At 38.8% G+C, this 22,826-nt stretch carries 18 protein-coding genes; 3 read left to right on the top strand and 15 right to left on the bottom strand.

Annotated elements, in window-relative coordinates; all coding sequences use genetic code 11:
* Positions 1-16 precede the first annotated feature (16 nt).
* The 7 genes from MKY49_RS07105 to MKY49_RS07075 all read right to left on the bottom strand — a co-directional run bounded on the left by MKY49_RS07105 (position 17) and on the right by MKY49_RS07075 (position 9,093).
* The gene (locus MKY49_RS07105; protein WP_274796409.1) at positions 17-1,384 is read right to left on the bottom strand and encodes an amino acid permease; all 1,368 of its coding nucleotides are present in this window, start codon (positions 1,382-1,384) and stop codon (positions 17-19) included.
* A 311-nt stretch (positions 1,385-1,695) separates the two neighbouring features.
* On the bottom strand, positions 1,696-1,905 hold the full coding sequence (locus MKY49_RS07100) for a hypothetical protein (protein WP_341385856.1): 210 nt from the start codon (positions 1,903-1,905) through the stop codon (positions 1,696-1,698).
* A gap of 45 nt (positions 1,906-1,950) precedes the next feature.
* Positions 1,951-3,456: an NCS1 family transporter gene (locus MKY49_RS07095; protein ID WP_341385855.1), complete on the bottom strand. Its 1,506-nt coding sequence runs from the start codon at positions 3,454-3,456 to the stop codon at positions 1,951-1,953.
* Between the two features lie 134 nt (positions 3,457-3,590).
* Positions 3,591-4,853: an NAD-dependent dihydropyrimidine dehydrogenase subunit PreA gene (gene preA / locus MKY49_RS07090; RefSeq protein WP_341385854.1), complete on the bottom strand. Its 1,263-nt coding sequence runs from the start codon at positions 4,851-4,853 to the stop codon at positions 3,591-3,593.
* Positions 4,854-4,934: 81 nt separating this feature from the next.
* Positions 4,935-6,302: an NAD(P)-dependent oxidoreductase gene (locus tag MKY49_RS07085; protein WP_341385853.1), complete on the bottom strand. Its 1,368-nt coding sequence runs from the start codon at positions 6,300-6,302 to the stop codon at positions 4,935-4,937.
* Between the two features lie 98 nt (positions 6,303-6,400).
* Positions 6,401-7,804 (bottom strand): dihydropyrimidinase, encoded by a 1,404-nt coding sequence (hydA, locus tag MKY49_RS07080; protein WP_274796402.1) that lies wholly within the window; start codon positions 7,802-7,804, stop codon positions 6,401-6,403.
* 44 nt (positions 7,805-7,848) lie between these two features.
* Positions 7,849-9,093 (bottom strand): Zn-dependent hydrolase, encoded by a 1,245-nt coding sequence (locus MKY49_RS07075; protein WP_341385852.1) that lies wholly within the window; start codon positions 9,091-9,093, stop codon positions 7,849-7,851.
* A 141-nt stretch (positions 9,094-9,234) separates the two neighbouring features.
* On the opposite strand from MKY49_RS07075, the gene MKY49_RS07070 reads away from it, so the two are divergent.
* Positions 9,235-10,404, top strand: coding sequence for a PucR family transcriptional regulator (locus MKY49_RS07070; protein WP_274796399.1), 1,170 nt, complete (start codon positions 9,235-9,237; stop codon positions 10,402-10,404).
* Positions 10,405-10,574: 170 nt separating this feature from the next.
* Positions 10,575-11,936, top strand: coding sequence for an aspartate aminotransferase family protein (locus MKY49_RS07065; protein WP_341385851.1), 1,362 nt, complete (start codon positions 10,575-10,577; stop codon positions 11,934-11,936).
* Positions 11,937-12,086: 150 nt separating this feature from the next.
* Here the strand turns inward: MKY49_RS07065 and MKY49_RS07060 are convergent, their stop codons facing one another.
* The 7 genes from MKY49_RS07060 to MKY49_RS07030 form a co-directional block, all read right to left on the bottom strand.
* Entirely contained in the window at positions 12,087-12,416 is a 330-nt protein-coding gene (locus MKY49_RS07060; protein ID WP_274796397.1) for a DUF378 domain-containing protein, read from the bottom strand.
* Positions 12,417-12,616: 200 nt separating this feature from the next.
* Positions 12,617-13,102, bottom strand: coding sequence for a methylated-DNA--[protein]-cysteine S-methyltransferase (locus MKY49_RS07055; protein ID WP_274796396.1), 486 nt, complete (start codon positions 13,100-13,102; stop codon positions 12,617-12,619).
* The gene (locus MKY49_RS07050; protein ID WP_341385850.1) at positions 13,089-14,003 is read right to left on the bottom strand and encodes a DNA-3-methyladenine glycosylase family protein; all 915 of its coding nucleotides are present in this window, start codon (positions 14,001-14,003) and stop codon (positions 13,089-13,091) included. Before MKY49_RS07050 ends, MKY49_RS07055 begins: the two co-directional genes overlap by 14 nt.
* A 13-nt stretch (positions 14,004-14,016) precedes the next feature.
* Entirely contained in the window at positions 14,017-14,574 is a 558-nt protein-coding gene (locus MKY49_RS07045) for a bifunctional transcriptional activator/DNA repair enzyme AdaA (protein WP_312505604.1), read from the bottom strand.
* A 25-nt stretch (positions 14,575-14,599) separates the two neighbouring features.
* Positions 14,600-15,367: an isocitrate lyase/PEP mutase family protein gene (locus MKY49_RS07040; protein ID WP_341385849.1), complete on the bottom strand. Its 768-nt coding sequence runs from the start codon at positions 15,365-15,367 to the stop codon at positions 14,600-14,602.
* Positions 15,368-15,541: 174 nt separating this feature from the next.
* Positions 15,542-16,840: an MFS transporter gene (locus tag MKY49_RS07035; protein ID WP_341385848.1), complete on the bottom strand. Its 1,299-nt coding sequence runs from the start codon at positions 16,838-16,840 to the stop codon at positions 15,542-15,544.
* A gap of 22 nt (positions 16,841-16,862) precedes the next feature.
* Positions 16,863-18,896, bottom strand: a complete 2,034-nt coding sequence (locus MKY49_RS07030; RefSeq protein ID WP_341385847.1) for a CocE/NonD family hydrolase — start codon at positions 18,894-18,896, stop codon at positions 16,863-16,865.
* A gap of 293 nt (positions 18,897-19,189) precedes the next feature.
* Here MKY49_RS07030 and MKY49_RS07025 point away from each other — a divergent pair, with 293 nt between their 5' ends.
* Positions 19,190-19,843 carry a TetR/AcrR family transcriptional regulator gene (locus MKY49_RS07025; RefSeq protein WP_322605468.1) on the top strand — a complete coding sequence of 218 codons (654 nt, stop codon included), beginning with the start codon at positions 19,190-19,192 and terminating at the stop codon, positions 19,841-19,843.
* An 89-nt stretch (positions 19,844-19,932) separates the two neighbouring features.
* Here the strand turns inward: MKY49_RS07025 and dinG are convergent, their stop codons facing one another.
* The gene (dinG, locus tag MKY49_RS07020) at positions 19,933-22,704 is read right to left on the bottom strand and encodes an ATP-dependent DNA helicase DinG (protein ID WP_341385846.1); all 2,772 of its coding nucleotides are present in this window, start codon (positions 22,702-22,704) and stop codon (positions 19,933-19,935) included.
* Positions 22,705-22,826: the final 122 nt, after the last annotated feature.

The raw sequence follows: 22,826 nt of genomic DNA, 5'->3' as shown, positions 1-22,826 counted from the left end.
ATCCTCTTAAACTATTCTATTGAATCTTACCGTATCGGTTTTTGCCAATACCAAATACATAGTAGCTGACTGTGACAAGTACTAAAAAAACGATGCCGACAATTAATGATATACGCGTATCATCATTAAACCACATACCAATTAGTACCATAATTAAAAAGATAATCGTTACATAGTTTGTTAATGGCGCGAAAGGCATTTTGAAAGGATGCTCTGCAAGTTGGGCTCCCTTCACCTTTCTAAATCGAATTTGACTAATTAAAATAATAAACCATGGAATCATCCCTGGTAAAACACTCGCACTATACACATAGACAAATAAATTTTCAGGTGCAATATAGCTAAGAATAACGCCAATAACAAGTCCAACTAACACACCAGCTGTACCAAATAAAGGTACACCATTACTCGAAAGCTTGGCGAAAAATTTGGGTGCTTGTCCATTCATAGCAAGCGTATATAACATACGTCCAGCACTATAAATCCCACTGTTACAGCCTGACATAGCCGCTGTGATGACAACAAAATTAATAATACCTGCAGCAGCTGTAATACCAACCTTAGCAAATGTTGCAACAAACGGGCTACCGATTGTGCCAAGTTCATCCCATGGATAGACTGTGACAATCACAAAAATAGCTCCGATATAAAATATTAAAATACGCCAAATAATACTTTGAATCGCATTGGTAATTGTTTTCTGCGGATTTTTTGCTTCTCCCGCCGTAATCCCAATTAGCTCTACCCCTTGATAGGCAGCGACTACTAAGGATAATGCAAAGAAGAAACCTGTCCAGCCACCAGTAAAGAAGCCACCATGACTCCATAAGTTGGATAAGCCAATCGCAATACCATCATTGCCAAAGCCAAAGAAAATTAGTCCAACCCCTGCAATAATCATCAAAATAATTGTGACGATTTTAATCATAGCAAACCAAAACTCAAACTCACCAAATGATTTGACAGAGATAAAGTTCGCAACCCCTAATATCACCATAGCAATAAGACCCGGTATCCAAGCTGGTAACTCAGGGTACCAATATTGCATATACGTTCCCACTGCTATAATTTCCGACATCCCAACAATTACCCATTGAAACCAGTTACTCCACGCAGTTAAATAACCCGCCAACGGATGAATATATTTGTAACCAAATGTCGCAAAAGAGCCAGTACTCGGCTCCATATAAAGCATCTCACCCATTGCCCTCATAATGAAAAATATAAAAATACCTGCAATCCCATAGGCAAGGAGTACAGAAGGACCCGTCCATTGAATAGCACTTGCTGAGCCCATAAATAGGCCAACTCCAATTGTCCCGCCAAGCGCAATCATTTGGATATGACGTGCTTCTAATCCTCGTTTTAATTCTTTATTGGCCACTCTGTTACGCCTCTTTTCTGTTGTTCTTTCTACGATGTTTTTACTTTAAAATAATAATCAATTTTTCTAAAAAAGACAAATGTATTTTTAGGAAAAACAAAAAATATGGCTATTTTTATAGAATAGCTATGCTCATAGAAATAAAAAGATGCCTTTACTCATCAGTAGAGACACCTCTTTGTTTAATTATTTATCCATTTTCTAAGAACCCGGAATCCATCCGCTGATTCCTGTCATATATAGCCCTACTATAATCCGAAAATTCAAAAAACTCTATTCCGATCACGATGAAAGGAATAGAGTTTACTTCGTTATTGTAATAAAGTTTGTTCTTGTAATTTAGCAGAGAAGTATTTCCGTGCATCTGCTGTTAAAATTTGCAGTAATGTTACTTCATCTTGGCGAGCAAATTCGACAAACATCCCACTTAAGTTTTCGTAGACATATTTGATTTTGAAGCCACTATCTAAATAATAATCCACTTTTTGGATTTCCTCTGTGCTTTGTTGGAATTCAGACATGCCATCACCTCACCTTCTTTTGAAAATGTCAAGATGTTGTCTTTCTTACTCGGCACCCTTCATTTCTAACAGAGGATCTGCTTGCTCCACCAGTTCATCTTCCTCTGGAGCAGCTGCTGGTTGGCCAAATATTTCATCCAAATTATGCCCAACCGTAATGCCTAAATATTTGTCATCGCTTGGATCATCTAGCTCTGCCTGAGGATACTTTTTAAACCACCAATACTTCGCCAATACATAATATACAGCCGCTCCTACAACAAACCCTACTAGCGAGGAATAGGTTGCAAATATATTCGCAATAGTGCCCCCAATTACCCAGGCAATTAATCCAGCCATATTAAAGCCCTTATAATATTTAAATTGTCCGTTTAATTCATAAAGGTCTTTAACGTGTACACGACGCTTACGGAGTAGGTAATAATCAGCAAATAAAATACCGACGATGGCCGTTAAAATACCACCAATTATTAATAGGACATTGACCATGACATCAAATAGACTCCATGGCTGTGCCAGAATTCCAATTATACCTGCAATAACAACCCCTACCCAAAACGGTACTTTTGGTCCACCAATATTAGAGAAAATAGTAGCCGCTGGTACAACATTGGCTGATGTATTAGTTGACCATTGCGCTAACACAATCATCAACAATAAAATCCCTAAAATAAAGCCGCTTGCACTTTGCTGTAAAGCATTGATTGGATCAGCAGAAGCTACAGCCATATAACAAACAGCGCCAATTGTTACAATGAATGTGTTGGTAATCGGCATAACGATCAATGACCCAACGAGCTGTGTTTTATTACGTTTGAACCAGTTACGCTCATTTTTAGGTGCTTTAAAAAACCGAGACAAGGACGGCATGTCAGCTGCCAGTGTTGCCCAGAAGCCCATATTTGCCATTACCACTACCATAAACGCGGTAAAGGCGGCAAAGCCTGTTGTTGGAGTTTCCACCCATGTCCAAACATTTTTCCCTTGAGATGTAGCATTATCTGCCAATGTGTAATACATCCAGCAAGAAATTAAAATAATGACAGGTGCTGCTAAATCAGCAAAGCGTTCAATGGATTTAATGCCTAGTGATGTATTAAAGAGTTGAAGTGCTGCAAAAACAAGGAAACAGATAAACCAATTATCAAAACCAAATAATAAGTTTAAAATACCGTTTATTGCTAACGCACCGAAATAGGTATTAAGACCGAACCAACATGCAGCAGTAACACCACGTACAAGGGATGGTATATGGGTACCAAATGTACCGAATGGTGCGCGCATATAGACAGGGAAAGAAAGCCCATGCTCTATCCCAATATCACCAATTAACGTCATAAAGACACCGATTAAACAGGAACCTACCAATGTTGCAAATATGACCATTGGCAATGATAAGTTCATTATTGCTGAACCACCGATAGCAAAAGCCGCTAATACAATCGCCATTCCTACCCAAATTACCGCAAAACCAAATGTTCCAATATTTCTTTGTTGATGTGTCACTGGAAGTAAATCTGGGGATTTTAAATAATTCCCTTCACGTTCCATCCTATTTCTCTCCTTTTTCTTAAATTTCCGTGACAACCTACTTGAAGTTAAGCCTTCCCTCACTAAAAATGGATGAAGGAAGGTGGAATTTCGATTTTATTTATCTTTAATCTTCATTCACGATAAAAGGTTCTTTATTTGGAAAGACTGCTAAGCAGTGATTGGCGTTCATTCCAAGTCATTGGTGGAATTGTTGATTTACGTTCAACCATTGAAATGGCACCCTCGACTGGACAAACAATGGAACATAAATTACAGCCGACACAATCTTCCTCTCGCACTTTTAACATTGGACGGCCATCCTCTGTATACAGATCGATACATTGATGAGATGTATCCTCACAGGCAATATGGCACTTATTACAATTAATACACAAATCGTTATTTATTTCTGCGACAATTTTATAATTTAAATCTAAATCACCCCAGTTTGAATACCTTTGTACAGAGCGACCAACTAAATCCATAACTGAAGCTAGGCCTTTATCGTCCAAATAATTATTTAGACCATCAATCATATCTTCTACAATACTAAAGCCATGGTGCATTGCAGCTGTACAAACCTGAACGCCTGTCGCACCCATTAAAATAAATTCTGCTGCATCCTGCCAATTCGAGATGCCGCCAATACCTGAAATCGGTACATTCACTAATGGATTACGCGCACATTCAGCCACCATATTGAGGGCAATCGGTTTAACAGCTGGACCACAATAGCCACCGTGCGCCCCTTTTCCTGCAACATGCGGTATAGTGTTCCAAGAATCTAAATCGACACCGGCTAAACTATTAATTGTATTAATCATACTAACTGCATCTGCTCCACCTCTTGTCGCTGCTTCCGCCGTTACTGTAATATCCGTAATGTTTGGCGTTAGCTTAACAATCACAGGTGTACGTGCCGCTTCCTTTACCCAGTACGTTTGTTTTTCCACCAATTCAGGGACTTGACCAGAGGCAGAACCCATGCCTCGTTCTGCCATCCCATGTGGACAACCAAAGTTAAGCTCAAGACCATCAACCCCCACATCTTCTACTCGCTTCACAATTTCATGCCACTTTTCCTGCTTCGGCTCCACCATTAGGGAGGCAATAATTGCGTGATTAGGAAATTTCTTTTTCGTGTCATAAATTTCTTGTAAATTTACTTCTAATGGTCGATCCGTAATTAATTCGATATTATTAAAGCCTGCCACACGTTGACCATTAAAACTCACAGCGGCAAAACGGGAGGACACATTTAAAATCGGTTCTCCTAACGTTTTCCAAACAGCGCCACCCCAGCCTGCTTCAAATGCACGCTGTACTTGATAACCCGAATTTGTCGGTGGTGCGGATGCTAGCCAAAATGGATTCGGCGATTTGATGCCCGCTAAATTAATGCGTAAGTCTGCCATGTAAGTTCCCCCTTTATCCTGATTGGTGAAACTAACAATCAGTGAAGGATGTAGAAAACCCCCACTGTTTGAAGGTTCACTTTATGCAATCTCACTTGGTTTTCTTAAACGTTCATGAATCTTATATGCTGCATCTTTCCCTTGCTGCACAGCGGTCACCACCATCGCTTCACCCTGTCCATTGCCAAAGACAACATCTCCACAGGCAAATACTTTGTCATTAGACGTTTGCATTGTCGCCTCATCAATATCGACAACACCGTTTGTATGAGCCAATCCAAAGGCTTCGATTAATGAAACAAAACGAGTTTGCCCAATCGCTTTAATGACAGCATCCACTTCAATAATAAAATTAGAGTCCTTTACTTCTTCTGGTCTTTGTCGGCCATCAGGACCTGCCTCACCAAGCTTCATTTTTACACATTCAATACCTTTCACCTTGCCAGCTTCATCGCCAATAATTTTCTTCGGCGCAGTCAGCCATTTAAATTCCACCCCATCCTGCTTGGCAAATTCATATTCAAATTTGTAAGCAGTCATTTCTTTTTGTGTTCTGCGATAAAGAATTTGTACATTCTCTGCTCCTAATCGCACCGCACTTGTCGCACCATCAATTGCTGTATTTCCAGCACCAATAACAGCTACTTTTTTCCCAACGATGTCATTTGTAAGCGGTCCCATTTTTGTTTTTCGAACAAACTCAATGGCATCATGCACACCTTCTAAATCTTCCCCTTCAATGCCCAGATTCGGTACAGCCCCCATACCGACAGCTAAAATTACACTGTCATATTGCGCCAAAATTTCATCAGCAGAAATATCCACACCGACCGCTGTATTCGTTTGAATGTTCACGCCAAGCTGTTCAATTTGCTCCACTTCCCAATCCACTACTTCATTAGGTAAACGGAATGCCACAATTCCATAGCTTCCTAGTCCGCCAGCCTTCTCTTCTGCCTCATAGATTGTTACCTGGTAGCCTAAACGGCCAAGCTCTCGTGCTGCTGATAAGCCAGCAGGACCCGCCCCGATGATTGCTACTTTCTGTCCGTTATTTTGTCCTGGCTTAAATAGCTGTGTATTGGTCTCCATTGCCCAATCTGTTGCATAACGCTGTAACTCACCAATTTTAATTGGCTTTGTAGAAGAATTTAAGACACACGCCCCTTCACATAATTCTTCCGTAGGACAAACCCTTGCACAGCTTGCACCAATAGGATTTGCTTCTAATATAGTCGTAGCAGAACCCTTCATATTACCAGATGCAATTTTTTTTATGAAATTTGGGATTTGAATGCTTGTTGGACAAGCTTTAATACATGGTGCATCATAGCAATACAGACAACGGTTGGCTTCCTCAATAGCCTCATTCTTTGTCATTTTGCTTTTTAATTCCATAAAATTACGTCTAAGCTGTATGGTCATTTCATTTTCTTGAATCGGAACCATTTCCACATCCCCCTCATGTGAGCATTTTTTCCGTACATCAATTACTAGACCGATTGCTTTGCTCTCCATCAAAACAATCGGTCCTATACTGAAGGAAGCTAAATATTTAGTGCTTCCGCAGCTACTGTTTTTAATGGACGTTTAATATATTGTCCACTACCAAGTACCCCAACAAATTCTTTATTTTTAATGACGTATTCCCCACGAACCAGTACGCTAACCGGCTCACCTGTAACGTCCCAGCCTTCATAAGGGTTATAGTCCACATTCATGTGATGTGTTTTAGCAGAAATTTGGCGTTTTGCCTCTGGATCAAAAATTACGATATCCGCATCTGAACCGATAGCAATCGTTCCTTTTTGCGGGAATAGCCCAAATATTTTGGCTGCACTTGTAGAAATCATATCAACAAATTCATGGATTGTAATTCTACCTTTTGCAACACCTTCCGAATATAAAATACTAAAGCGATCCTCAATGAATGGCCCACCGTTTGGAATTTTTGAGAAATCATTTAGGCCAAGCTGTTTTTTACCCTTAAAGCTAAAAGAGCATTGGTCAGAGCCAATTGTCTGTAGCTGCTTGGCCTTTAATGCATTCCATAAATGTTCTTGATGATATTTCGGACGAAGTGGTGGTGACCAGACATATTTTGCTCCCTCAAAGCCTGGCTGCGCTAAAGCTGATTGATCGAGTGTTAAATATGGTGGACATGTTTCACCATAGACGTCATACCCTTTTTCACGAGCTGCAATAATTTCATCTACTGCTTCTTTACATGTTACATGAACCACATATAGCTTCGCTCCTGCTATATGAGCTAATTCGATGGCACGCTTTGTCGCCTCACCCTCTAATTCGGCTGGTCGAGTCAGTGCATGATAAATCGGTTCTTTATGTCCCGCACGTCTTGCTTCCTCGACAAGCTCATCAATGACAGAGCCATTCTCACAATGCACCATGACCACTGCGCCAAGATCTTTGGCGATTTTAAAGGCTTTAAATAGTGTACGATCTGTCGCTTGGAATTCTTTTGCATAAGCCATAAAGACTTTTACAGAAGTAATGCCCTCCTGCTCTAATAGTTGGGGTAATTCAGCTTCTGTTTCAGGTGTTAAATCACCAATCATCAGATGGAAACCATAGTCAATAGCAGACTTTCCTTTCGCCTTTTCATGCCATTTCTCCACTGCTGTTGATAATTTTTCTTCTCCCGCTGTTAAACAAAAATCTAAAATAGTAGTTGTCCCACCAAAAGCTGCGGCTATCGTACCTGATTTCCAATCGTCATCTGTCACTGTATTATTGAATGGCATATCTAAATGCGTATGAGGATCAATGCCACCAGGCAATACGTACTTACCTGTCGCATCAATGATTTCAGCGCCAGCATCCGTTAAGTTCTGGCCAATTTGAACAATTTTACCGTTGTCAATTAGAATATCTGCCTCAAATACATCAGCAGCTGTTGCTACTCGTCCACCTTTAATGATTTTTTTCATTGTGCCCCTCACCCTTCATTACAAAATTAGAGAATGCTTGATGTTTAATGCAATGTATATGTTTCACCTATACTAAACTTTGTTTGCAGCGTTAAAACTGTTTCGAGCAAAATATCTGCACCTTTTGCACAATCCTCATATGTTGTTTCCTCCTCCTCACAATGACTCTTGCCTTCAATACTTGGGACAAAAATCATGGCGGACGGAACCATACTCGCCATATACTGGGCATCATGTCCAGCCCCACTAAACATACGATGTGCAGAATAGCCGAAGCTCTGACATGCTCTTTCTACTTCATCGCAAATGGCTGCATCAAAATACACTGTCTCTCTCCCCCATAGTTTAGTAGGATGAATGCTGCAACCTCCTGCTGTCTCTGGAAGCGCATTAAGAATATCCTCAACCTGTTGCATCACCTCTGGATCTTGATGGCGTGAATCGATGGTAAATGTCACCTTATTCGGGATGACTGTATGAATATTTGGCGAAACATTCATGCGACCAAAGGTAAAAACAAGTTGTTCGTCAATTTTCCCTAATTGCTCATGGAGCTCTGTAATAATCGTCGATGCTACAATCATCGGGTCTTTACGCATCGACATCGGTGTTGTACCCGCATGATTTGATTGTCCAGTAATCGTAATTTCATAGCAGACCATGCCGAGCACACCTTCGACAACACCGATTTCACGTTGTTTTGCCTCTAAAACGGGTCCTTGTTCAATGTGCAATTCAATATAAGCAAGTGCTTCTTTTAGTCGATTTTCTTGCTCTCCCTCATAGCCACTTGCCTGTAATGCTTCGTGAAAGCGAATACCATTTTTATCTGTAGATTGCAGCATTTTTTCTTTGTCGAATTTTGAGGTAATTACCCCTGAACTCATCATGGCCGGGTCAAAACGTGCGCCCTCTTCATTGGTAAAATTCACAATCATAAGTGGGATATCCATCTCAATTTCATTTTCCTTAATTGTTCGAATGGCCTCGATAGCTGTAAGTACACCTAACACGCCATCAAATCTCCCACCTTTTTCAACTGAATCTAGATGGGAACCCATGACGATAGGTGGCATATCCTTTTTGCCAGGAAGAGTGGCATAAATATTTCCCATATCATCCACCTGTATATCCATACCTAACGCTTTACAACATTCACAAAAATAGTTTCTAGCTAAAACATCCTCATCCGAAAGAGATAAACGTGTAACGCCACCATTGTCAGTGGCTCCAAATTGACTGAACTGTTCAATTAACTCTTGCAATCGTCTACTATTACATTTATACATATGCAAGTCCTCTCTTTCACAGTAGTTATTAAACATTCTAAAATAGATAAAATTTGTGAGATATGGAAAGTAAACTAAAAAAATATGTGCAACTGCACATTATATATGGTAAGTTATGTTCATAATTAAGGGGGGGAAAATATGGGGACGATTCGTAAAATTGTTGAGGGAATTCAATTCCCAATGCTTACATTAGTCGCTGGACATAGTGGTACGTATCGCAGAGTTACTGGTATTAATGTTGTGGAAAGCAATGATCTAATTATGTTTTGTAGACCCAATGAATTAGTCGTCACAACAGGCATTAATTTAGATGCACAGGAAGATTCTCTAGAACAGCTTGTCAAACAAGCGTACGCGAAAAAAGTAGCGGGCTTTATTATCAACATAGGGCCATTCATTCCTACTATTCCTGAAGCCGTCATCTCTTTTGCAAACCAACATGATTTCCCTATTTTTCAAATGCCATGGAGTTACCGTATTGCTGATCTATTAAAAACTACCTTTCAGTTTATTGCCAACCACCATCAAGAGCTTTCCATCGAAGAAAAGGTTCTGTTCAATCTACTTTTTCATTACAAAGCAAACGCTAACTCTATAAAAGATCAATTAGCACAGCTAGGATTTCCTCAAGGAAGAGAATTAGCGATCATTACTTGCACAACGACTGGCACGCAAGCCACCATCGATCGTTATGAAGTGATGATACAATTTGCTTTTCAAAATCGCTATCAACGCTTCTTAAAATTAAAGCATAAAAATTACCTCATTTTTTTAATTGATAAAGCACAAATCATTACACCAAATACACCCTTCTCAAAAATCGTTGAAGAAATCTACGATAAAATCACATTAAAAAATGGTTACTTGGATATTATTATTGGAAAAGGCAACTACCATAAAGAGCTCGAAAATGTTCGCAAAAGCTATGATGAATCTTTAATGGTCCTTCATTTAGCACAGCTCCATAACAACCGTTACTTATATAGCTATAAAGAAATTGGTGCCTATAAAATTCTGATGGCGGTGCAAAACCAACGATTGATGAAGTCCTTTAGTCAGGATATTTTAGGCCAGCTCTATCGCTATGATGAAATGCACAATACTGATTATGTCCCTTTTTTACGTGTATTTGTTGAAGAGAATGGCAGTACAAGTCGGATTAGTGAACGACAATTTATTCATCGCAATACGGTCCTTTATAAAATAAAAAAAATCGAAATGCTATTGGATATTGACTTAAGCAACTCCTTTACAAAGACAAACTTATATATTGCCTTTTTAATAGAGGATGTTTTAACACATCAATAGAATTAGCAGGTTGTTTAATTATCTGGATTTTCTATTTATAAATCCTCCTTCTAAAATTTTGGCTGCATACATATAAAGTATAAATGGGGACTACTGTGCATTTTGTTGTCCACATCTGACTAAAACGTATGCATGCTAATCATCTACCTGTTAAGAAGGAGTGAAGCTTTGTGACAAATGTAACAAGTCCAAATTGGCAAGTGAAGGATGAACAATATGTATGGCATTCAATGAAACCATATAATCCGAATGCTACGATGATTGTCCAATCTTCTAAAGGAGCATGGATTACCGACATTGAAGGAAAACGTTATTTAGATGCTATGGCTGGTTTATGGTGCGTAAATGTTGGCTATGGCCGAGAAGACATTGCGAAAGTTGCCTATGAGCAGTTACTTGAAAATACGTATACACCTTTATCTGTTGGCCATATTCCCGCCATCCAGCTAAGTGAAAAGATAAGTGAGCTATTAGGGGATGACTATGTCGTCTTTTTCTCTAATAGCGGCTCTGAAGCAAATGAGGCTGCTTTTAAAATTGCTCGACAATATCATCAACAAAAAGGACACGTCAATCGAACAAAAATCATTTCTCGTTACCGTGCATATCATGGTAGTTCGATGGGTGCATTAGCCGCTACAGGACAAGCTCAACGTAAATATAAATACGAGCCATTAGCACCTGGTTTTTTACATGTCACACCACCTGACTCGTATCGTGCAAATGAAGACCATATTAAAAGTAAAGATCCTTGTGCACTGCCATCTGTGCAAGCGATCGATCATGTTATGACATGGGAAATGTCAGATTCAATTGCTGCAGTCATTATGGAGCCTATCATTACAGGTGGTGGTGTGATTATGCCTCACGACAACTACCTACAAGGAGTCAAAGCTATTTGTGAGAAGCATGGCGCACTGCTCATTGTCGATGAAGTAATTTGTGGTTTTGGACGTACAGGCAAAGCTTTCGGGTTCCAAAATTACGGCATTCAGCCTGACATTGTTACAATGGCAAAGGGTTTGACAAGCGCTTATATGCCACTATCAGCAACTGCCGTTCGACGTGAAATTTACGAGGCTTTTGCAGGTAGTGAGGAATATGACTTTTTCCGCCATGTCAATACGTTCGGTGGATCACCAGCAGCTTGTGCTGTAGCATTGAAAAATATTGAAATAATGGAGCAGGAAAATTTATTTAGTCACTCTGCTACACTTGGTGCTACGCTTCTTACGGCCTTACAGGAGCAATTAAAGGAGCACCCACATGTTGGGGATATTCGCGGTAAGGGCTTATTAATTGGCGTAGAGCTTGTACAAGATAAAGACAGCAAAACACCACTCGATGTCACACTTGTAAACAAAGTGATTGCACAGTGTAAGGAACTGGGGTTAATCATTGGGAAAAATGGCGTAACCGTTGCTGGGTTTAATAATGTTCTGACATTATCTCCCCCATTGATTATTTCCTCTGATGAGAAAGATTTCATCGTTAAAAATTTTGTACAAGCATTACATTCCATTAAACAATAGCATGAATAAATCGCTGACTTGCTGTTCGGAACATGGCCATGGCTGAACCTTTTCTAAATAAATAATTCTAAAAGTAAACATTCGCCTAGCTCCCTTGAAGGAACTAGACGAATGTTTCTCAAAAACGGGTGGACCCAGTTTTTACATACATTATTTTTTGTCTTTTTTCTCTACAGTTTTTACTTCTTTTTTTGTTACTTCAGTAAAATCTGCTTCTTCCCCAGCCTCCATACCATAGCTAGGATTTCTGTCCATACGAGAGAATGTATCTACATCCTCCTCATCTTCAAATCGCTTCATCAGAATTGGAATCGTGATCAGTCCCGCAAGCCCAACAAGGGCATATATCCATCGAGATAAGACCGCAGTTTGTCCACCAAATAAATAAGCCACTAAATCAAATCTAAAGAATCCAATGAGTCCCCAGTTGATTGCACCTATAATGACTAATATTAAGGCAATTCTATAAAGTACGCTCATGAGTACACCTCCTTTATCGTCTATACTCCAAGCTAATTTCTTAGCAGAGAGGTGTCATAAGAAGCGATAAAATGACAAAGACTAGTCATTAAAACCGCCATTTTGACGGTCTTATTTTTTGCAATAACCACTTTTTTATACAGTCCTAAGAAATGGCTGCACAGTGATATTGCCACCAAAGAAGGGTACTCAAACAAATATTACTCTGATGGATTTTTATAGGTTTGTTCATGCTGAAGAAGCCATTCTTTGCGCCACATCCCGCCGCCATACCCTGTCAACGTTCCATTAGAGCCAATAATGCGATGACAGGGAACAACGATACTAATATTATTTTTGCCATTTGCACTACCAACAGCTCTTACAGCTTTTTCATTGTTAATAGCTACAGCAATATCCTTATAGGAAGCCGTTTCACCATAGCTTACAGTCGGTAAAGCTTGCCAAACCGCTTGTTGAAAGTCTGTTCCTTCAACTACGTAGGGAAATGAAAAGTCATGACGTTCACCTATAAAATACTCTTGCAACTGTTTGGCACACTCCATCAGAACTTTCGGTGTATCTTGTTGAGGAATATGGATAATTTCATCCCGCTCCGCAAAATTAATTCCATAAATAGCGCTATCACTACCCTCTATTTCAATTACTCCAATTGGTGATTTGTAATCTACTTTATACTTTTTCATATAGAGACCTCCATAAATAAAAGGTGGCATAAGCCTGCCAACCTTGCCAATGTATCGCATAGTGGTTGATTTCCTCTATCGTTGGTTTTCGTTCTAACGCTAATTGAGTTTTTAACGCATTGTGCAAACCAACATCTGCGATTGGAAAGGCAGACGGCTCTTGTAAACATTTCATCAGCACATAGTCTGCGGTCCATGCACCAATGCCCCTAATAGCCATTAAACTTTTTTTCTTGTCCTCGTAGTTATCTTTTTGCTTCAACAACTCTTTTGTCAATTGACCACTTGCCATACTTTTTGCAATATCAATAATGTACTCCGACTTTCTTAACGTAAATTGGAGACTTCTTAAATCTTCCACCTGAATGGCAGCGATCTTTTCTGGCGGTGGAAATAGCCAGTAGCTTTGCCCCTCGAAGCTTACATACTCTCCAAATTGCTCGACAAATCGTTTTTTTAGTGTATAGGCAAATGTTAAATTGATTTGTTGACCAATAATAGCCCAAACTAGCGCTTCAAATAAATCAGGTATACCGATTAATCGTAGACCACTATATTTTTCAACAAGTGGCTGTAGGATTTTATCTCGGTTAGCCATCTTATAAAAACAAGCCAAATCTTGCTTTACATCAAACCATTCCATTAGATAATGGACGATTTTTTCTCTTACATTGGCTATTGGTTGATCCATTGGAAATTCCACTTTTATGTTATTGTCTTGCTCACTGATTTTACATAAAATAAGCTGTTCATCAATATTCAGTAATTTGTAAAGCACATCCCCTTTTATTGAATGAAGAATTTCTTGATTGGATCTATTTAAAAACAGCAAACACTCTTTAAAATTAAATTCTTTTGGCTGCACGATTTCTAAATAAGTTTCGTCATTAATCCAGTGCATATCCTGACTCCTTTTAGGAAAGGCCTCGATATTCTGTAGGTGAGCAATTTTTCAATCGTCGAAACACCTTATAAAAATTAGAGGGACTTTGAAATCCTGCTTCATAGCAAATTTCTAAATTTGTAAAATCTGTATGTCTTAATAAGTGGGCAGCCTTATCAATTCTTATTTTTTCTAAATATGTTCGGGGTGTCACTGCTGTTTCTTGTTTAAAAAGCCGTTCTAGATGAAATGGACTGATGCCGACATGCTCCGCCATATCTTGTAATGTCATCTTTTGTTTATATTCGTTGATAATAAAGGCTGTTACATTTTTAATCAATTGTGTATGTGGTGAATGTTCAATCTCTGGCTGACATCGTTTACATGCACGATAGCCAGCAGCCTCTACTTCTTGTAAATCCTCATAAAATTCAACATTCATCTTTTTCGGTTTTCTGGATTTACAGGAAGGACGGCAATAAATCCTAGTCGTTTTAACCGCTGTATAAAAAAGCCCATCATAGGTTTGATCACAAGCTATAATCTTTTCCCACTTCTCCTCAAAAGATAAATTGATTGGATGGTCCACGTATACCTCACCTCATTTTCATTGATTAAACATATAAAGAAGAAGTATTTTGGTCTTCTAATAATTGTGCAGCATGTTGCGTTATATCTGCAATGATTTTATCTGATAGTGCATTACCAAAACTAAAACGCCTTACCCCTAATTCTTTTAGCTGCTGACAATTGGTTAAGCCGGGTAATGAAAGCAGATTGATGGGTGCTTCTATGTTACTTGTCATGGCTTTTATGTCGTTAAAATCCGTTAATCCAGGAATAAATATACCACTAGCCCCACTCTCTACATAAGCCTTCGCTCTCACCATGGTTTCTTCAAATGGTTGCTCCAATTGAAAATACGTATCCGTTCTAGCGTTGATAAAAAAATCTTTAAAACCGTGGTAATCTAACGCTGCCCTTAGGTTTGTTAGTAGACGACAATGTTCTGTTACACTTTTTAACCCTATTTGGTTTTTGAGAGAATCCTCAATATTAATCCCAGCTACACCGACATCGGCCGTTCTTAATACATTGTCGATAATACTCTGCTCATCAGATCCATACCCTGCTTCAATATCAGCAGATACAGGTATGCTCACATTCTCTGCAATGGTTTGGATAATATTAAGATGTCGTTGAAAATCTATTAATTCACCATCTGCATAGCCAAGTGAATTAGCAATACCCCAGCTTGTTGTGCCAATCGCTTGAAAACCTGCCTTTTCTAACATTAATGCCGATAATAAATCCCAAGCATTCCCTAAAAATAAGAGCTCTTGTGAAGAATGTAAATCATTGAATTCATGAATTTTAGACATATCGAAAGCCTCCATACTATTTGATAGACCTCATTTTATCAGGAATGATTTCTTCACTTCGTCCTCAATCTTGCTGTTATGGTCTAGCGAAGCGGATTGTTTTACAAAAAAAAGACGCCTAAGACAATAGCCTTGTCCTGACGCCTTTTCATGTTATTTATAATCAAACTATATTTAAGTAAGTGCTTGTTCCTTCGCAAGCTTTCGTTGTAGAGCAATTTCTTGCCGTTTTACTTTCGTTACACGTTGCCAAATGATTACTGTAATGAATCCAATAATAGCCAAGCCTAATAAAATACCAAAGAATACTTTATAGCCCGCTGTACCATCCCAGTAATCTAAACAAGCGCCTGCAATAATCGGCATAAAGATTTCACCACTATAACCAACTATCATCAATGGCATGGAAACTGTTCCTGTTGATTCTACAGGATAATCGCCTTCTACTAGAATTGCAAAATGCATAGCTTGCAAAGCATACATAGATGTATAGATAATCCCTATGAATACTAAAAGCATAAGTATAAAAGAAGCTTTTCCTGGCAATAAAATGAGTCCTACTAAACCAAACGATAATAAAATATAACCGATCAACACCATATTCGATACACCGATTCGGTCTCCTATGATTCCTGCACTAAAACTACCAATTGGACGACAATATTGCGAGAAGTAGCCCAAGGCTGCAGCAATTAACGTAGAAGCACCAAATGCAGCTGTTGCATAAGGCGTGATGTAATAATAGCTAATAATCATCGCGTAGGACGTAAAAATAAGAATAGTTGCAAGCCAGGTAGTTGGCATCTTCAACACTTTCCAAAGGACTGCCCAATCAAATGATTTACTACTCTCCTTGTCTTTGGGACTATCAGTTGCTTGGTCTGGATCTTTATAGAGCAACATAATCATGAAACCCAGCAAAAGACAAATAACAGAATACACCGTAATAACTGCTGAGAGAGCCATTTTATCACTCATATGTTTCGCAAAAAAAGCAAAGATCCCTAAAATCACAGCAGATTGAATGATATTGGTTACGCCACGTCCACCTTCAAAAAATCCGAAAGCTTTGCCTTGCTCATTTTCAGACCCTAAGGAACGAACCGCTTTTACTAATGCTCCCCAAAATGTCATTATCGACGTGATTCCCCAAGCAGCATGAATTAATAGAAGCACTGAATATGGTGGATACAATAATAATGTAAAACCTAATAATCCTGTGGCTACTAGAGAAATCGTTAATAAATATTTTGTTTTCCAACGATCTGCGCAAAATCCGCCAAAAATATAGGAAATTAAACAACAAACACCATACGCACTACCAAGTGTCCCCATTTGTGTATTAGTTAAATGAAACGCCTCCAAAAAGACATCGTAATAGTAGTTTCTAAAATAAGGTAATGCGTAAATCAATGCACCTGAAACAGCTAAAATAACTAATGTAGCTGTATTCTTTTTTAACTTAGCTTCCATATCTTTACCCCTTAGATGTTATTTACAAGCCATGACGTTTGATTTTTTGATCCCATTCCTTATGGAAGACCTGTTCATCATTTTCTTTAATCGCCATTTCCCCAACGATCTTGAAGTTTTCTAAATCAGAAGTTTGGGTAACTATAATATCAGCATCAATCCACCAACCTTCACGACCAATTTTCATTTTTTGATAGATTGTATATTTACCAGACAAAGGATCAGCATTTGTTAATGTTAATTCACGTTTCAAATTATGTTCCACTGTAACATCAATATCATCAAAACGGTAAATACCCTCACCAAATACGCCACCAACTCCATCTGTAATACATGTCCAAGTATCCGCTAAAATATCGTATGATATTGAACGATCTACTCTTCCTTCTTGTAGTATTGTGATTGGCGTTAGTGGTGCACTTTCAGGGATCATATTAGGTCCACTTACTCGCTGACCACTGAAGATTGGCAATGATAATCTAGCGGTTTCAAGATTTAATGTCAGTTTAGCATCTTCAGGCATTGGCCAAAACATTGGCCAAAACGTTGTAGCTAAAGATAAACGCAAACGATGCCCTTCTTTAAATTGATGGCCACAGCAATCTAATTTAACAAAAGCATTTACTTTTTCTCCTGGCGTTAATAAGTCCACCCGATCATGCCCATTTAAATGTGTTAAATTCATTACACCATAGGAAACTCGAGTAACTGCTCCGTCTGGTGCAACATCTGAAAGTTGAGCAAAAAGCATAGCATGTGGTTTGTCACTCGATAACTCTACATCAAATTTCGGATAGCCCACAATTTCTAGGGAATCCTTTAAAATATCGCTTTCAAACACCATTGCCATTCCATCATCTAGACGTTGATCTGCTGGACTTTCACCCAGTACCCCAGCACCCATCCATTCACCAGATAAAAGCCCATGATTGAGTGGAGTTTTTAACAAGACTTGCTCTTCCTCGTCATTTCGCCGTTCCAGCAATTTTCCATGTGTTAGATGATACGTCTTTGTTTGTGCTTCTTCCCCTGCTGGGCAGGATTCTAATCCAACCCAATAACCTTTGCTAATTGGTTTCCTAACTGATGGCTGCATACTTTCTTCTACCCAAACACTCACCATCGGTCCATCCATTACATCATTGTCTATTCCTTTTAACCAATGATCCCACCATTTCACCGCTTCTTGTAAAAAGCCCATTGCTGGACCAGGAACACCATCATGCGGATAAACATGTGCCCATGGTCCGATAATACCTTTTCTTGGAACAGAGAGTCCGTCCATTAAACTTAATACTGTGTTCGTATAAGAATCTTCCCAACCATCAATCGCAAAAACAGGAATTTCTATGTCATCATAATTTTCACACACTGAACCATGTTTCCAATAGTCATCTCTTGTTTGGTGCTCCATCCACTGTGCCATCCATAAAGGCATATTTTCTAATCGTTCCATCCACTTTTCACGCCAGCTATCTCCGACAATATGTGGGTCAATCGGACGTAGCTGGTAGGCTAACATAATTGCGCCCCACCAGAAATTATCGTTTAATAAACAACCACCTTTATAGTGAATATCATTGTTATAACGATCATCTGTGAAACCTACTGTAATAATTGCTTTTAACTCCTTGGGTCTGCGAGCTGCTACTTGTAAAGAATTAAATCCACCCCAAGATTTCCCCATCATACCGATATTGCCATCACACCAACTTTGATTAGCAATCCATTCTATAACTTCAAGAGCATCATCCTGCTCTTGCTTTAAGTATTCATCTTTCAATAATCCATCTGACTCGCCAGAACCCCTCATATCTACACGGACAACAGCATAACCATGACCTGCAAAATAACCATGCATTGGCTCGTCTCTAGTTCTCGTGCCATCTGTTTTACGATAAGGAATATACTCTAAAATGGCTGGTACTTTCTCTCCCTTTTCCACAGTTGGTAGCCAAATGCGACTAGAAAGTTTCGTACCGTCTGCTAATTCAATCCATGTGTTTTCAATTGTTTCATATGTACGTTCAAATTGAGTCACGATTTTTTTACTCATTAAATTTCCTCCCCTTGTGCTTTACCCCATCATCTACCAATTATTTTATATGTTGATGTTTAGTAATCATGATTATAAAATAATTGTGATTAGTATATCACCTGAAAATTCATTTCACAACTCTGAATATTCCAAAAACAAAACATAGAATTGAAGATAGAATTCAAAATTGTTATGCTATAATAAAAATAAATAATCAATTTAAGGTAAATTTATACATTTAACTAATATTCACATTAATTGTTCGTCGGAGGGATTATACTTTGAAGAAAAAGGAAATACAAAGGCGTCGTATGTGGAAGTACTTTGTGGACGCTACAGCAGAAATTATCGAAGAAGAAGGGGTAGAAAATGTAACGATTAGAAAAGTTGCCGATAAAGCTGGTTATAATAGTGCTACCATTTACAATTACTTTTCAGAAATCTCTCATCTTTTATTTTTTGCTTCGATGAGATGTATGCAAGACTATACCAATGAAGTTGCTCGTTACATCGAAAAAGGCAAAGACCCCATTGATAAATATTTGTTGGCATGGGAATGTTTTTGTAAGTATTCCTTTCAACAACCGCAGATTTTTCACGCAGTCTTTATCATGGACTTAGGTGAAACACCCGAAAAACTTTTGGAAAATTATTATAATTTCTACCCTAATGATTTAATCAATATTCCAGAAGATTTAACGGCTATTCTATTTCAACACAGTCTGACGAAACGTGGACGTTCTATGCTAGAGATTGCCTTAAAAGAAGGATACCTAACTGAGGGTAATGTGGATGCAATCAATGAATTAACACTATTAATATGGCAAGGTATGTTTACCAACCTATTAAATAATCGTAAAAGTTATAATTCACAACAAGCAACCGAAATCGTCATGAAATATATTACTGAGATTGTTAGAAACGCTAACCTTTTTGATGAGCAAAATCAAAACAAGCAGCTTTAATTACGATTGCAATATAGCATTTCAAAACACAAAACACTCCAAATAGCCTATAAAAAAATCCCTTCTAGCTATGCTAAAAGGGATTTCATCTATTTTTGCCAACGGTTCAACTCTTTTAATAATTCAGGTAGCTGAACTTTCCTCACATCGATAGGCGGTAATGCCTTAATAAATTCTTTCCCATAAGACTTACTAGTGATACGTCGGTCGAGGACGATAAAGGCTCCTTTATCTTGGGAAGAACGAATTAATCGACCAAAGCCTTGTTTAAAGCGCATAATGGCCTCTGGTAAGGAAAGCTCCGTGAATGAATTGCCACCTAGAGCTGTCAGATGCTTGGCTCTTGCCTTAAATACTGGCTCTTCTGGTGAAGAGAATGGTAATCGTACCACAATGACAGAAGCGAGAGCATCTCCTGGTACATCCACTCCCTCCCAAAAGCTATTTGTCCCAAACAGAACAGCATGGCTAAATTTTTGGAATGATTTTAGAATGCGCATACGGCTTCCACCAGTAACACCTTGTGCAAAAAGCATGTAGTCATCTAAAAGTTCACTTTCTTGAATGAGCTCGACTGTTTTCCGAAGCATATCCTGTGCTGTAAAGAGCACAAAACAGCGTCCCTCCGTCATGCGGACTGTCCGAGTAATTGCATGTGCAACAGCCTCAATGTATTCTTCCTGGCTAACATGCTGAATATCTGGCATATCAGTTACAATAAAAGCCTTGGCACCAGCGTAATAGGCTGGAGGTGCTTGGAGTTTTATGATCTCAACATCATCAGAGATTCCTAACTGGCGTGTGACAAAGCGCTCATTGCCTGGTACGGTTAATGTACCTGATGTCCAAACAATGCTTGCCTCTTTACGAAGCGGTGCTAATACTTGTTCAATAATCGGTGTGACATTGACTGGTTTCTTAAAGACATGAAGACTGCCAGGAACACTACGGAGATCCAGTTCTAGCCATATTGAATTACCCTCATGTGGTGATAGAAAAATATCTTCCCATTCAGCAATTTTTATTTTCACTTCTCGTATCCAATACTGCCATTCAGATAAAACATAAAGATCATTTTTATCTAATTGCTCAATATTATTTTCGAATGTCTGCGTAATTGCAGTTGCAAGGTCTAGCCATTGTTGTGTCTGCTTACTAACTTGCACGAATGATTCTTTTGCAAATGATAGATCCTCTAAAAATAGGGTACATTTACTACCTACTTGCTTCCCTTTAACTTGTTGCTGTATTTTTCGAATAACTAACTGAATGGTTTCATCAAATGACCGCTGCAAGCGTATAAATTGGGCATCCAGACGTTGCAAATTTTGCATGGCTACACGCTGTTTTTTCTTCGCTGCTTCACAAAACTGGTGAAAAAGGGTGGTCTCCTCCATCGTACCAATTTGTCCAAAGATATACTTCCATTGTGTATAGGAGAAGGCAATTTCATCCTGCTGCATGGCTGCCTGAATAAATTGATGTGCTTCATCAATAATCCATCCATCGATTTGGGTAAAGAGTGGTGTTTGGCGAACTAAATCGCTTAATACCATAGCATGATTCGTCACAATACAATCCGCAACGGCACTATTTTTTAAAGCTTGTTCATAGAAATCAAAGCCCTTTGAGGGCTTGTCACTTGGTATTTTTCGGATTTTTTCTAAAAATAGTTGTCCGCCACCTGAAACATTTAATTCACTTAACACACCTGTCTCTGTTTTAGTAAGCCACACAAGTATTTGTAGAATAGTAAATGTTTCATCATAGGACTCATCTGCATGGGCCATACATTGCTCAAAGCGTTCAAGATCAATATAATGTTGCATTCCCTTTAGTACGCATACATTTACTTTTGTTCCTAGGATTTTTTCAATCTTAGGTAGTTCCTCCTCTACAAGCTGCTCCTGTAGATACGATGTATACGTACTAATGGCAATCTTTTTATCGACAGTACGGGCGTACAAAATCGCAGGCAATAAATAGCCAGCCGTTTTGCCAATACCAGTGGAGGCTTCAATCACACATTCCTTTTGTTCATGTAATGCCTGCCAGATCGTGTCCATCATCTCAAATTGTGCTGGACGTTCCTCAAAATTCGCAAGGGCCTTTGACATTAAAGCTACCTTTTCAGTTACTGTTTGCGGATAGACTAGTGGTTCTGATGCATTTTCATGCTTATTGCGACCATTGCAAATGGCAAAATTGCGGTAATAATGTACATTCTCATGACCTGTCACATGCTGTCGTTTAATTTGCAAAGCCTCAAAAAAGAGCTGGGAAACATTTGATTTCAAACGGAAAGAACGTTTATGCATCTGTTCCAACGTTAGCTGAGGAAGGTTTAAAAGCTCCCTCCAGCAATATCTGAATAATTCTGCTGTTGCCAGTGCATCATCATCTGCCCGATGCGCATTGGCTAGCTCAATATTTAAATCTGCCGCTAAATCGCCTAGCTTAAAGCCAAGGGACATAGGAAATAAAATTTTAGCAAGCTCCACCGTGTCCATTTTTTTACCTTGCCACTTCGGAAGTCCTGCTCGCTTAAACTCTGCTTGTAAAAAGGATAAGTCAAAATCTGCATTATGTGCGACAAACACACAGTCTGCTAATAGCTCATATATGTAATCCGCATGTGCCTCAAATGGCAAGGCATCCTTTACATCTTCATCCGTTATATGCGTTAAATCTTGAATGAAAGATGGAATGGTTTTTCCTGGATTAATGAACTTCGTATAAGTACGCTCAATTTTCCAATCCTTCATAATAACAATTGCTATTTGAATCATCCGGTCCCCATTGGCTGGTGAATGACCCGTTGTCTCCAAATCGACAATGGCATATTTTTGACTTTCCATCATACATCTCAACTCACAGTTCACATTAGATAAGTTGAATTTTATCATAGATTTGGCTTTGCAGCATCCTTTCTCCTCCTTGTAAAATCACTTAATCTATACAAAAAAACACAACCTTAGAGGAA

The organism is Lysinibacillus sp. FSL M8-0134 (assembly GCF_038069745.1).
GTDB lineage: Bacteria > Bacillota > Bacilli > Bacillales_A > Planococcaceae > Lysinibacillus > Lysinibacillus irui.
Note: the sequence above shows the minus strand (reverse complement) of the source record. Positions and strands in the feature narration are given on the sequence as shown.